The sequence below is a fragment of the Streptomyces lydicus genome, from assembly GCF_004125265.1.
In the GTDB taxonomy this organism is placed as follows: domain Bacteria; phylum Actinomycetota; class Actinomycetes; order Streptomycetales; family Streptomycetaceae; genus Streptomyces; species Streptomyces lydicus_C.
This window is the reverse complement of the sequence record NZ_RDTE01000003.1, coordinates 973,134-985,929: the sequence shown is the minus strand read 5'-3', so window position 1 is coordinate 985,929 and position 12,796 is coordinate 973,134. Positions and strand designations below refer to the sequence as shown.

General features: G+C 73.3%; 10 protein-coding genes. 5 read left to right on the top strand and 5 right to left on the bottom strand.

Annotation, left to right across the window (positions count from 1 at the left end):
• The first annotated feature begins 147 nt into the window (after positions 1-147).
• A complete protein-coding gene (locus D9V36_RS07115) occupies positions 148-909 on the top strand; it encodes a GNAT family N-acetyltransferase (RefSeq protein WP_129293021.1) in 762 nt (253 codons plus the stop codon).
• Positions 910-1,030: 121 nt separating this feature from the next.
• Here D9V36_RS07115 and D9V36_RS07110 read toward each other — a convergent pair whose 3' ends face one another.
• Together D9V36_RS07110 and D9V36_RS07105 are read right to left on the bottom strand one after the other, a co-directional pair.
• On the bottom strand, positions 1,031-1,903 hold the full coding sequence (locus D9V36_RS07110) for a D-alanyl-D-alanine carboxypeptidase family protein (RefSeq protein WP_129293020.1): 873 nt from the start codon (positions 1,901-1,903) through the stop codon (positions 1,031-1,033).
• Between the two features lie 236 nt (positions 1,904-2,139).
• Entirely contained in the window at positions 2,140-3,198 is a 1,059-nt protein-coding gene (locus D9V36_RS07105; protein ID WP_241720740.1) for an FAD-dependent oxidoreductase, read from the bottom strand.
• A 234-nt stretch (positions 3,199-3,432) separates the two neighbouring features.
• Here D9V36_RS07105 and D9V36_RS07100 point away from each other — a divergent pair, with 234 nt between their 5' ends.
• On the top strand, positions 3,433-5,442 hold the full coding sequence (locus D9V36_RS07100; RefSeq protein ID WP_129293019.1) for an FUSC family protein: 2,010 nt from the start codon (positions 3,433-3,435) through the stop codon (positions 5,440-5,442).
• Between the two features lie 139 nt (positions 5,443-5,581).
• Here D9V36_RS07100 and D9V36_RS07095 read toward each other — a convergent pair whose 3' ends face one another.
• Positions 5,582-6,178, bottom strand: coding sequence for a TetR/AcrR family transcriptional regulator (locus D9V36_RS07095; protein WP_129293018.1), 597 nt, complete (start codon positions 6,176-6,178; stop codon positions 5,582-5,584).
• 170 nt (positions 6,179-6,348) lie between these two features.
• Here D9V36_RS07095 and D9V36_RS07090 point away from each other — a divergent pair, with 170 nt between their 5' ends.
• Complete coding sequence (locus D9V36_RS07090; protein WP_129293017.1) at positions 6,349-7,350, top strand: chlorophyllase; 1,002 nt, start codon at positions 6,349-6,351, stop codon at positions 7,348-7,350.
• A 99-nt stretch (positions 7,351-7,449) separates the two neighbouring features.
• On the opposite strand, the gene D9V36_RS07085 is transcribed toward D9V36_RS07090, so the two are convergent.
• Both D9V36_RS07085 and D9V36_RS07080 read right to left on the bottom strand, forming a co-directional pair.
• Positions 7,450-9,918, bottom strand: a complete 2,469-nt coding sequence (locus tag D9V36_RS07085) for a Tex family protein (protein WP_129293016.1) — start codon at positions 9,916-9,918, stop codon at positions 7,450-7,452.
• 153 nt (positions 9,919-10,071) lie between these two features.
• Positions 10,072-10,941 carry an SCO6745 family protein gene (locus D9V36_RS07080; protein WP_129293015.1) on the bottom strand — a complete coding sequence of 290 codons (870 nt, stop codon included), beginning with the start codon at positions 10,939-10,941 and terminating at the stop codon, positions 10,072-10,074.
• Positions 10,942-11,085: 144 nt separating this feature from the next.
• Here D9V36_RS07080 and D9V36_RS07075 point away from each other — a divergent pair, with 144 nt between their 5' ends.
• Both D9V36_RS07075 and D9V36_RS07070 read left to right on the top strand, forming a co-directional pair.
• Complete coding sequence (locus tag D9V36_RS07075; RefSeq protein WP_129293014.1) at positions 11,086-12,057, top strand: GlxA family transcriptional regulator; 972 nt, start codon at positions 11,086-11,088, stop codon at positions 12,055-12,057.
• A 74-nt stretch (positions 12,058-12,131) separates the two neighbouring features.
• Positions 12,132-12,776 carry a DJ-1/PfpI family protein gene (locus tag D9V36_RS07070; RefSeq protein ID WP_129293013.1) on the top strand — a complete coding sequence of 215 codons (645 nt, stop codon included), beginning with the start codon at positions 12,132-12,134 and terminating at the stop codon, positions 12,774-12,776.
• Positions 12,777-12,796 lie beyond the last annotated feature (20 nt).

Genomic DNA, 12,796 nt, shown 5'->3' with positions numbered 1-12,796 from the left:
TGCCAGAGTGGACGCCCCGGTCGGCCGGGCGCGCGTGTGCGCAGCCGCTGCCGGGCTCCCCCTGTACCCAGATGGACGGACTCCGGTCGCGCGTGCCCGTGTGCGCGTGTCCGGGGCGTTCGCCTCCCTTAACACTCTGAGAGAGCGATGCAGGCAACGACTCTTCTCCCCCGGACCGCAGACCTGTTCGACCAGGGCCTGGAGCGGCAGACCGGCGGCGCGCTGCTGCGCTTCGGCGCGGCACGGCGCCGTCCGGCCGGCCGCGTCGGCTGGTCGGGCCAGGGCGCCGCCGCCTGGCTCGACGACGCCCGCGGGCATCTGTGGTGTGTCGGCGAACCGGATCCCGCCGCCGGACTGGTGCTGCGTGCCGCGCAGGGCCTGCCCGAGCGGGTGCGGGAGTTCACCGGGCCACGCGGCACCGCCGACCAGGTCAGGCGGCATCTGCCGGTGACCGACGTCGTGGAGTGGATCTTCCGCTGGACGCTGGAGGAACCGCCCGTACACCCGGCGGAGGAGCGGGTGGTCACTCTCGACGCCTCGCACCACGAGGAACTGCTCGGCTTCCTCAACGAGCACAGCCCGGCCCACTCCACCGGCCCCGGCTCCAGCGATGTGACCCTGTGGGTGGGGATCCGCGGCACGGACGGGCAGCTGGTGGCCTGCGGCGCCCTGAGCAGTCTGCGGGACAGCGGGGCTCCGCTGATGGCGTCCGTCGCGACAGACGCCCGCCAGCGCGGTCAGGGGCTCGGCGCGGGCCTGACCTCGTGGCTGACCCGGTACGCCGTACGCCACCACGGCTTCTGCACGCTGTGGCAGCTCGCGGACAACACTCCCGCCGAACGGCTCTACGACCGTCTCGGCTACCGCAACGAGGACCCCTGCGTGTCGGCGCGGATCGCCACCGGCTGACCGGCCGGCCGGCGGCCCCGCCTCGTGCGGAGCGGCGGGGCGGCCGGACACCAGCGGAACGGCGAAGGGCCCGCGCGCGGCCGGATGGCTGCGCGCAGGCCCCTCGTACGTCCGGACCGGACTACTTCTTGAAGCCGTAGTCCATCAGCTTCTTGGCGTCCGCGGTGCGGTTGACCACCGAGGAGGAGGCCAGGACCGTGCCGATGACCGTCTTGCCGCCCCGGGTGGCGGCGAAGACCAGGCAGTACTTGGCCTCCGGACCCGAGCCGGTCTTGACGCCGATGGTGCCCGAGTAGCTGCCGAGCAGGGCGTTGGTGTTCTCCCACGACATGTTGCGGTAGCCACCGCTCTTCGTCGTGACCTTCTGCGTGGTCGACTTCGTCTTCACGACCGTACGGAAGGTGGAGTACTTCATCGCGCTGCTCGCCAGCTTGGTGAGGTCACGCGGTGTCGAGTAGTTCGCACCCTTGCCGATGCCGTCGAACGAGTCGAAGTGCGTGTTCTTCAGGCCCAGCGTCTTGGCGGTGGAGTTCATCTTGCCGATGAACGACTGCACGCGCGCGGCCCGGGTGGAGCCGCTGCCGAACTTGTCGGCCAGCGCGTAGGCCGCGTCGCAGCCGGACGGGAGCATCAGCCCGTACAGCAGCTGGCGGACGGTGACCTTGTCGCCGACGATCAGCTTGGCCGAGGAGGCCCAGTTGTTGTCGACGATGTAGTCGCTGTACGCCTTCTGGACCGTGACCTTGGCGTCCAGGTCGAGGTTCGCCTGCGCCAGCACCACCCGAGCCGTCATGATCTTGGTGGTGGAGCCGGTGGACCGGCGGGTGTCAGCGGCCTTGGTGAAGAGGGACTTCCCCGTGCCGTTGTTCATCACGAAGCCGCCCTTGGCGACGATCGTGGGGGGCGTGGGCGTGGCGGCCTGTGCCGGAGCGGCGAGCGCTCCGGCGGTCAGGACGGCTCCCGCGGTGACAACCGCCGCGGACGCGCGACGCATGCCCCTTTTGCCGATTTTGCGGTTTTTCAAAATGTATACTCCAAATGCCCCTGAAGTGCGGCGATATAGAAATGCCGCTTGCTCATGAGACGCACGAGACCGGTGAAAGGATGTGCGCCCTTGGGCGGCAACTTCATCTCGTCCGGCGCCGATTCACAAGTCCCGGGTGCCCGCCGGCCGACCGGCGGACAGGCGTCACGGGGCCCGCACCGCGGCCGGGCGGGGCGCCGCCACCGTCACCGCCCCCGTGGCCCGTCACCCTCCCGGAGGGCCCGTACGCTCCGCAGCACCTCGTCCGCGCATCCCCACGACACGGTCACCCCCGCACCTCCGTGCCCGTAGTTGTGGACGCACGGCGTGCCGTCGGGCAGCCGCTCCACCGCCAGCCGCACCGCGGGGCGGGCCGGCCGCAGCCCGACCTTGTGCTCCCGTACCCGGGCCCCCGCCAGCTCGGGGAAGCGACGCGCACAGCGCGCCACGATCGCTTCCGCCACCGCCGGATCGGGCTCCCGCGACCACGCGTTCTCCCGCGCCGTCCCGCCCAGCACCACGCCGTAGGGCTGCGGCAGCACATAGGTCGTGTCCGCCGAACCCGCGTCGGCGGACACGTACCACTCCTCGATACCGGGGTTCTCCACGATCACCAGCTGCCCCTGGACCGGATGGACCTCCGGATCGGGTACGAGCTCACGCGCGCCCAGCCCCGAGCAGTTCACCACCACGTCGGCTCTCCGGCCCGCCTCGGCCGGCGAGGTGACCTCACGCCGTTCCACGCTGCCGCCCGCGGCCGTCAACCGCCGCTCCAGGTAGCGGAGGTGGGCCGGCATGTCCACCAGAGGAGTACGGGCCCGCCACCCGGCCGCATACCCCTCGGGGAGCTCTTCGGCGCTCGCCCGCCGCAGTCCGGGCACCGCGTCGTACCAGGCGGCCAGATCGTCGTCGGGGCGTTCGCCGGGGCGTTCGCCGGGGCGGTCGCCGGCCTGCGCGTCCGGGCCGCCGTCCGTGGCGTCCGTCATGGTGCCCGTCACCATCCGGGCGCCCGTCTCCTCCGGCCGCCGGGCGAGCGCGGCGAGTACGTGGAAGGACCGCACGGACCACTGCACCGCCCGCTCGTAGGGCCGGATGCGGTAAGGCCAGCACAGCCCGCCGGCCACCGCCGAGGTCGTGGCGCCCGCGGCATCCCGGCTGACCACCCGCACCCGGTGCCCGTCCTCCGCCAGCGCGATCGCCGAGGTCAGCCCGATCACGCCGCCGCCGATCACCGCTATGTCCATACCGCCCGTGTTGATCGCCATGGCGGGACGGTAGCGGGTGAGGCGGGTACTGACGAGGGTGGGGGAGACGGGACGAGGGGAAGCCCCGATACCCAAGGGGCGAGCCGCCCTCCTGCCGTGCGCTCGTGATCTTGCGGTAACCCCGCGGCAGTGGTCAGGACAAGCCCGGACCTTAGGGTGGTAGCAGCACCGTTGGCCGATGTCGCCCCTCGGATTCCGCTCTTGCCGTCCGTACGCCGTCGTCTGAGGAGGCTCATGCTCCGCGCGCAGCGCGCCGTGCCCGCCTGGCTGGCCCATCCGTTCCACTGGCAGCGGCTGCCCGTGCCCTGGGCGGCCGTCGCCCGCGGTGCGCTGTGCGCGGGGCCGCTGCTGGGAGCCGGTATCGCCACCGGCCACCCGGCGCCCGGCGTACTGAGCGCTCTCGGCTCCATGCTGGCGGGGGTCAACGACCGTCCCGGCACCCGGCGCACCGGCATGGTCCACATCGGTCTGCCCGCCCTCGCCTCGGCGTTCGGCATGCTGATCGGCGCCTCGCTGCAGACGGCCGGTGCGGGCTGGTGGATCGTTCCGGCGCTGTTCGCCGTCGGCTTCGTCTCCGGCGCGGGCAGTGTCGCCGGGCCGGTGCGCTCCAACGCCGGTATGCAGATGCTGGCGACCACCGTCCTGGGAGCCGGGATGCCGCTGCCCGGGGCGCCCTGGGCGAAGGCCCTCTTCGTCCTCGCCGGCTGCCTGTGGCTGCTCCTGCTGCGGCTGGTGCTGCGCTCGCCCCGGCCCGCGGGCGGTGCGCTCAGCGGCGAGCGGGCGGCGGTCGCCACGGTCTTCGACGCGCTCGCCGATGCCCTGGGCGCGGCCGGCGGGGCGGGCGCCGAGCCCGCCAGACGCCGGCTCACCGCCGCCCTGGACCGCGCCGACGAGGCCCTGCGGCTGCGCCGGCTCACCAGCAGCCTGCTGCGGCGCACCGCCCGTACGGAAGAGCGGCTGCTCACCGAGCGGTTCGCCGCGGCGACCGCGCTGTGCGAGGCCAGCGTGGCGCTGCTGTGGGAGGCCCGGCCGCTGCCGTCCCGGGTGGCACAAAGCCCCCGGCAGTTCGCCGAGGCCCTGCGCACCGGGCGGTCCCCGGGCCGGCTGTCCGCCCCGGAGACCAGTACGGCCGCACGCGGCGCCTTCGACCAGGCACTGCTGGACGCGGCGGTCGCGTTCGCCCGCCGGGAGCCGCTGCCCGCGGCACCGACACCGCCCGCACCGGCGCCCGCCGGCCGTCCCGCCTGGCTGACCGTGCCGGGCACCGTGGCCCGCGCGGCGGTGGCTGCGGCCGGCGGGCGGACCCGGCGCGGACGCAGCCTGTTCGGGCCCGCCGGGCGGGACTACGGCCTGCGGGTCGCCGTCTGCATCGCCGCGAGCGCCGCCGTGGCCCTGCTGCTGCGCCCCGAGCACTGGTACTGGCTCCCGGCGACCACCACCTTCCTCGTCAAACCCGACCTCGGCCCGCTCTTCTCCCGTACGGTCAACCGCTTCGCCGGGACCGTCGCGGGCGTGCTGCTCTTCGCCGGGGCGGGCCTGGTGCTGACCGGTTCCTGGTGGCCCGCGCTGGTGGCGGGCGTGGGCGGCGCGCTGCTGCCGTTCGCCACGCGCCACTTCGCGCTCCAGACCGTGGCGATCACCCTCATGGTGCTGTCGTTCGTCTACGCCGGCGGCGCTCAGGAGGCCGCCGCCGAGCGGGTCGTCGACACCTCCATCGCCTGCGGCATCGTGCTCGTCGTCGGGCATCTGCCACGGCTCGCCGACCCGCGCCGCCGGGTCGGCCACCGCGTCACCTCGGCGCTGCACAGCACCGAGGAATTCCTCCGGCACGTCCTGGAGTCGGCGCCGGGCACGGACCCCGCCCGGCGGCTGGCGCTGCGCCGTGCCGCCTACCGGTCGCTGGGGGAGGCCAGGGCGGCGGCGGAGACCGCCGCGGCCGAACTCCTCGCCGCCCGCGACCGCAACCCCGACTGGCTGACCGTCGTCACCGCGGCCGAACGCATCGTGGACGCCGCGACCGCCTGCGCGATACGCCTGGACCACGGCGCCCGCCGCCCGAGCGTGGCCGAGGCCGAGCGGCTGTGCCAGGCCCTGTCGGCGATGGCCGACGCCCTGGAGGACCCGCGCCGCCGTCCGGCCGACGGCGTGCCGGGCCCTGATCTGCTGCCGGTTCCGGACTGTGCCACGCTCACGGATGTGGCGGCAGAGGTGGAGCGCATCCGCGGGTATGCGGGGGCGTCCTGAGCCGCGGTTCCCGGCGGTTCAGGACGAACCGCGGTTCCCCGCCGCCCGCCTGGCCGGTGCACGCCGTCGCCCGTGAACGCCGACGCCGCCGACTGTGAACGCCGCTTCCCGTCAACGTCGTTGTCCGTGGACCCCGCCGTCAGGCCGGCCGCGGTCGCTCCAGTCCCCGCAGGAGCAGTTCGATCAGACGGCGGGGGTTGTAGCGGGGATCGCTGTCGCGTCCGATGCAGAGGTTGCCGATGCCGCGCATCAGCTCGTACGGCTGGGTTCCGGGCCTGATCTCACCGGCGTCGGCCGCGGCGTCGAGCAGCTGGGCGCAGACGGGCAGCAGGCGGTCGAGGAAATAGGTGTGCAGCGCGGCGAAGCGGTCGCTGTCGGACTGCAGGGCGTCGGCGAGTCCGTGCTTGGTGACCAGGAAATCGACGAAGAGGTCGATCCAGCGGCGCAGCGCGTCGAGCGGGGAATCGGCGTCGGCCAGCAGGGTCGGGCCGGCTTCGGCGCAGGCCTCGATCTGGTGGCGGTAGACCGCGGTGACGAGGTCGGCCCGGGTCGGGAAGTGGCGGTAGATGGTGGCCATCCCGACGCCTGCCCGGGCGGCGATCTGCCGGATCGGCGCGTCGACGCCGCCGGTGACGAACACCTCGGCGGCGGCGCTGAGCACCGACTGCCGGTTGCGCTGGGCGTCGGCCCGCTTGCTGCGGGCCGGTGGCTCCCCGGCGGGGCCATCGGTGGGCATCACATTCTCCTTCGGCACCGCTTGACGAAACGGAACGATGATCCGGATACTAAATGGAGCGGCGTTCCGCTTCAGCTTAGCCGAAGCCGGACGCTCTCTACCGCCCTGTCCGCAGCCGGCCGCACGAGACCGGCGGGCGGCAGGGCTCACAGAAGGGGAACCCACACCTCGTGAACGCCTCCACCGACACCGCCACTGCCACTGACACGGCCACCGTCACTGACACCGCCACCGCAGCCGCCCCGGGCGCGCCCGCTCCGGTCCTGTCCTTCAGCCCGGTGGTGCTGTCCGTCCCCGGACGGCCCGTGGACATGCAGGTCCGCGTCTCCGCACCCGCGAGCGGAACGGGACTGCCCGTCATCCTGTTCTCGCACGGTCACGGACCCTCGAACCACCTCTCCTCGCTGAACGGCTACGCGCCGCTCGTCAACTTCTGGGCGGCGCAGGGGTTCGTGGTCGTCCAGCCCACCCATCTCAGCTCCAGGACGCTGAGCCACCGGCTCGCCGACGCTCCGGGAGCACCCTTCTTCTGGCGCTCGCGCGCCGAGGACATGACGCACCTTCTCGACCGGCTCGACGTGATCGAAAAGGCCGTGCCGCTGCTCGCCGGGCGGATCGACCGCACCAAGGTCGCCGTCGCCGGACACTCCTTCGGGGGCTTCACCACCGGCCTCCTGCTCGGCGCCCGGGTCACCGACCCCGACAACGGCGAGGAAGTGAGCCTCTTCGAGCCCCGCATCAAGGCAGGGGTGCTGCTGGCCGCGCCCGGCCGGGGCGATGTCCTCAACGGGCCCATGGCGAAGGCGCTGCCCGTCCTGCGGACCACCGACTTCTCCACGATGACCGCGCCCGCGCTGGTCGTCGCCGGCGACGAGGACGACTCCCCGCACTTCACGGACCGCGGGCCGGACTGGCACGCCGACCCCTACACCCTGAGCCCCGGCCCCAAGTCCCTGCTCACCCTGTTCGGTGCCGGGCACGCACTCGGCGGGATCCCCGGATACGACGCCGCCGAGACCACGGACGAGAGCCCCGAGCGGGTCGCCGCCGTCGGGCGGCTCACCGCGGCCTACCTCCGCACCGCGCTCCACCCCGGCGACCGCACCTGGCAGACAGCACGCGAGGCAGAGGCGAGCGGTCCCCACCCCGTCGGACGGGTCGAATCCAAGTAGGCCGGTAGGCCGGTGGGCCGTCCGCAGCACCTGTGCACCGCAGCCGTACCGGCGGCAGCGGGAGCCCGTCCCGCTGCCGCCGGTAGCAGCCGTGATCCGTCAGCGGCCGCCGCGCTCCGTGCCCAGGAGTCCGGCCCGCCGCAGGGCATCGGCCATCGCGTCGTTGGCCGGCCCGGCGTCGCGGCCGCCCCGGCGGTCACCGCCGCGCTGCCCGCCGCCGCCCTGCCGCTGTCCGGCGCCGCCCTGCCGCTGGCGCGGCGCACCGCCGCGGCCGCCGCCCTCGCGCGGTCCCCGGCCGCCGCCGGAGCCGCCGCCCGAGCCGCCGCGGCGCTCGCCGCCGCCGGTCGTCGCGGCGCCCTTGCCGTGCTCGTCGTCCAGCCGCAGCATCAGCGAGATCCGCTTCCGCGGAATGTCGACATCGAGCACCTTGACCCGCACGATGTCGCCCGGCTTCACCACGTCCCGCGGGTCCTTGACGAAGGTCTTCGACATCGCCGAGACATGCACCAGACCGTCCTGGTGGACGCCCACGTCCACGAACGCCCCGAAGGCGGCGACATTGGTCACCACGCCCTCCAGGAGCATCCCCGGCTGCAGGTCGCCGATCTTCTCCACGCCTTCCTTGAAGGTCGCCGTCTTGAAGACCGGACGCGGGTCACGGCCCGGCTTCTCCAGCTCCTGCAGGATGTCGCTCACCGTCGGCAGACCGAAGGAGTCGTCGACGAAGTCCGCGGCCTTCAGGGTGCGCAGCACCGTGGCGTTGCCGATCAGCGAACCGACCTGGGTGGCCGCCGACTTCACCATCCGGCGCACCACCGGGTACGCCTCCGGGTGCACGCTGGAGGCGTCCAGCGGGTCGTCGCCGCCCCGGATCCGCAGGAAGCCGGCGCACTGCTCGTAGGCCTTGGGGCCGAGCCGCGCCACGTCCTTGAGGGCCTTGCGGGAGCGGAACGGGCCGTTGCTGTCCCGGTGCGCCACGATGTTCTCGGCGAGCCCGGAGCCGATGCCCGACACCCGCGAAAGCAGCGGCGCCGAGGCGGTGTTGACGTCCACGCCGACGCCGTTCACACAGTCCTCGACCACGGCGTCCAGCGAGCGCGACAGCTTCACCTCGGACAGGTCGTGCTGGTACTGCCCGACGCCGATCGACTTAGGGTCGATCTTGACCAGCTCGGCCAGCGGGTCCTGCAGTCGGCGGGCGATGGACACCGCGCCGCGCAGCGAGACGTCCAGCTCCGGCAGCTCCTGCGAGGCGAACGCGGAGGCGGAGTACACCGAGGCGCCGGCCTCGGAGACCATCACCTTCGTCAGCTTCAGCTCCGGCTGCGCGGCGATCAGATCGGCCGCCAGCTTGTCGGTCTCGCGGGAGGCGGTGCCGTTGCCGATCGCGATCAGCTCGACGTCGTGCTCGCGGGCCAGCTTCGCCAGCGTGGCCAGCGAGGCGTCCCACTTCTGCTGCGGTACATGGGGGTAGATGGTCTCCGTGGCGGCCACCTTGCCGGTCGCGTCCACCACGGCGACCTTCACGCCCGTACGGAAACCGGGGTCCAGGCCCATCGTGGCGCGGGTACCGGCGGGCGCCGCCAGCAGCAGATCGCGCAGGTTCGAAGCGAAGACCCGCACCGCCTCGTCCTCGGCGGCCTGCCGCAGCCGCAGCCGCAGATCGATCCCGAGGTGCACCTGGACCCGGGTGCGCCAGGCCCAACGGACCGTGTCCTGCAGCCACTTGTCGCCGGGCCGGCCCCGGTCGGCGATGCCGAAGCGGTGCGCGATGGACCGCTCGTAGGAGCTGGGGCCCTCGGTCGCCGCCGACGGGTCCTCCGGTTCCAGGTTGAGATCGAGGATCTCCTCCTTCTCGCCACGGAGCATCGCCAGCACCCGGTGCGAGGGGAGTTCGGTGAACGGCTCGGCGAAGTCGAAGTAGTCGGCGAACTTCGCGCCCGCCTCCTCCTTGCCCTCGCGCACCTTCGCCGCGACCCGTCCGCGCGACCACATCCGCTCGCGCAGCTCGCCGATCAGGTCCGCGTCCTCGCCGAACCGCTCGGTCAGGATGGCCCGCGCGCCCTCCAGCGCGGCGGCCGGATCGGCGACGCCCTTGCCGTCGTCCACGAACGCCGCGGCGGCCGCGGACGGCTCCACCGAAGGATCGGCGAGCAGCCCGTCGGCGAGCGGTTCCAGGCCCGCCTCCCGCGCGATCTGCGCCTTGGTGCGTCGCTTGGGCTTGAAAGGGAGGTAGATGTCCTCCAGCCGCGCCTTGGAGTCGGCGCCGCGGATCTGCGCCTCCAGGGCGGCGTCGAGCTTGCCCTGGGAGCGTACGGACTCCAGGATCGCGGTCCGCCGCTCCTCCAGCTCCCGCAGATAGCGCAGCCGCTCCTCGAGCGAGCGCAGCTGCGCGTCGTCGAGCGTTTCGGTGGCTTCCTTGCGGTAGCGCGCGATGAACGGAACCGTCGAGCCGCCGTCGAGCAGTTCGACCGCGGCCTTCACCTGCCGCTCCTTGACGCCGAGCTCCCCGGCGATCCTCGCTTCGATGGACCCGAGGGTCCCGATGGGCTCAGTGGATGCCGTCACGTTGATCCTGACCCGCCTTCCAGCGCTTGCGTAAGCCTGCATTGTGCCGGTTGGCGGGCCGGACTGTCGCACCGCCCGGCCGCCCGGGGGTGTCCGCGCGGGCCCCGCGTCCGCCCGCGGGCGGACGCGGGGCCCGGTGACGCTACGCAGGCCTCACTTGCCGAACAGCGCGGCGGGGAACGCCCCGGCGTTCATGGCGGCGGTGGTGAAACCGGTCGCCAGCTCGGTGAGCCGGGCCACGCCGTCGGCACCCAGGTGCTCGTACGGCGCCCGGTCCAGCCGGTCCGTCCTCCGCTCCAGGTCCTTGCGCAGTTGGACACCGGCCTCGGTCAACTCGCCCTCGGCGTCCAGGAGGCCACGGGCCCGCAGCCGCTCCTGCGCCGCCGTCCAGTCCTTCTCCGACCAGCCACGGGTCGCCATGACACCCTTGTAGCTCATGCCGCGGCCGCTGGCGGTGTGGGTGACCAGAGCCTCCAGCCCGTCCAGTTCGGCGTCGAGCAGCGCCAGCAGGTGGCCGTCGCCGCGGTGTTCGCGCAGCAGCGTCGCGGCGTGCCAGTAGGCCAGGTGCGGGGCGCTCGGCACCGGCTGGTCGGCGTGCGCGGCGTAGAGCGGCCGGGCCTGGGGGGTGCAGCCCTCGACGGCACGCAGCGCCAGGTGCGCCGCCTCGGCCATCTCCGGCGACTCGACGGCCTCCGGGCCCAGGAGCCGGCGCAGCGTGGCGTCCACGGCGCGCAGCCGGGCGTCCAGCACGGCCTGCGGCGTGGTGATCGTCCAGACGTCCGGGACGTGCTCGGCTATGAGGTCGTGCTTGAAGTTGTAGAAGGTGGCCGTGATGGTGCCGGGGCCCACCGCGCCCATGGCCGCCGCGCGGCAGGCGAAGTAGGCGGCGCTGCGGTTCTCGATGCCGGCCTTGGCCATCTCCGCGGCGAGCTCCGGCGCGAAGTAGTGCGTGGAGTGGAACGGGTTGACGACGTTGTGGCAGGTACGGCCGGCCTGCTCGGGCAGTGCGCTGGAAGTGGTCATACGGGCAGGCTACCGACCCGTCGGTATGGGGGTGGGCGTAGGGCACCGGAGGAGGGCCGTAAGCCGCTGACGGCCCGGGTCCATGGCAGAAAGGGTGGGAAATCCGTCATTGCCGCCTTCGCCGCCACTGTCCAGGATGGAGGCATGGAACAGCGCGAGGTGCTCGTCGTTCTCTTCGACGGAGTGCAGGCTCTTGACGTCTCCGGACCGGTCGAGGTCTTCCACGGAGCGACCCTGGAAACCCCGGGCGCCTACCGGATCCGCACCGCCGGCCTCGACGGCGCCCCGGTCCGCACCACCAGCGGACTGACCCTGGTACCCGACACCACCCTCGCCGCCGCCGGGCCGCCGCACACCCTGCTGGTGCCCGGCGGTGACGGCACCCGCACCCCCGACCCCCGGCTGATCGACTGGCTGCGCGGCAACGCCCACCGCGCCCGGCGGAAGGTCTCGGTGTGCAGCGGAGCGCTGCTGCTCGCCGAGGCCGGGCTGCTGGACGGCCGCCGGGCGACGACCCACTGGATGCTCTGCGACACCCTCGCCGCACGCTTCCCCGCGGTACGGGTCGAGCCCGAGCCGATCTACGTACGGGACGGCGATCTGGCCACCTCCGCGGGCGTGACGGCCGGTATCGACCTAGCCCTGGCCCTGGTGGAGGAGGACCTGGGCCGGGACGTCGCGCTGAGCATCGCCCGCCATCTGGTGGTGTTTCTGCGGCGGCCCGGCAACCAGACCCAGTTCAGCGCCCAGCTCGCCGCGCAGACCGCACAGCGCAGACCGCTGCGCGACGTCCAGCAGTGGATCACCGAGAACCCGGCGGGGGACCTCTCCGTCGAAGCCCTCGCCGAGCGCGCCCGCCTCTCCCCGCGGCACTTCGCCCGGGCCTTCCGCGACGAGGTGGGCATGACGCCGGGGCGCTATGTCGACCGGGTCCGGCTGGAGGCGGCCCGACGGCATCTGGAGGACTCCGCCGACGGCATCGAGCAGGTGTCGCGCCACTGCGGCTACGGGACCCCCGAGGCGATGCGCCGCGCCTTCCTCCGGGCCCTGGGTGCCTCGCCGGCCGAATACCGTCGCCGCTTCCGGACCGCCGGACCACCCCTCATCTCTTCCTGAACCCCTGCCGGCCGCCATCGCTCCACCGGGCCGGCACCACCCCTACCGCTACCGACCTACCGACAGGAGACTCCATGCAGCTCGCGATCCTTCTCTTCGACGGCTTCACCACACTGGACGCGGTCGGCCCTTACGAAACCCTCAGCCGGCTGCCCGGCGCCGAGGCGGTGTTCGTCGCCGAGCGCACCGGCCCGCACCGCAATGACCTCGGTTCGCTCGGGCTGGTCGCCGACGCCACGCTGGGCGAGGTCACCGCACCGGACATCCTCGTGGTGCCCGGCGGCGCGGGGCAGGCCGATCAGATGGCGGACGGCCCGGTGCACGAGTGGATCCGCGCCGTGGACGCCGGCACCACCTGGACCACCTCGGTGTGTACCGGCTCGCTGATCCTGGCCGCCGCGGGCCTCCTCAAGGGGCGCCGGGCGACCTCCCACTGGCTGGCGCTGGACCAGCTCCCGGCGCTGGGGGCCGAGCCGACCGGGGAACGGGTGGTCATCGACGGCAAGTACGTCACGGCGGCCGGCGTCTCGTCCGGCATCGACATGGGGCTGACGCTGGCCGGCCGGATCGCCGGGGACGCCGCGGCCCAGACGATCCAGCTCGGCATCGAATACGACCCGCAGCCGCCCTACGACGCGGGCTCCCCGGAAAAGGCCCCGGCCGAGATCACCGCGATGCTGCGGGAGGACGGCCGGGCCCTGCTGACCGGGCAGCGGTGAGCAGCCGTCCCACGGCCCGT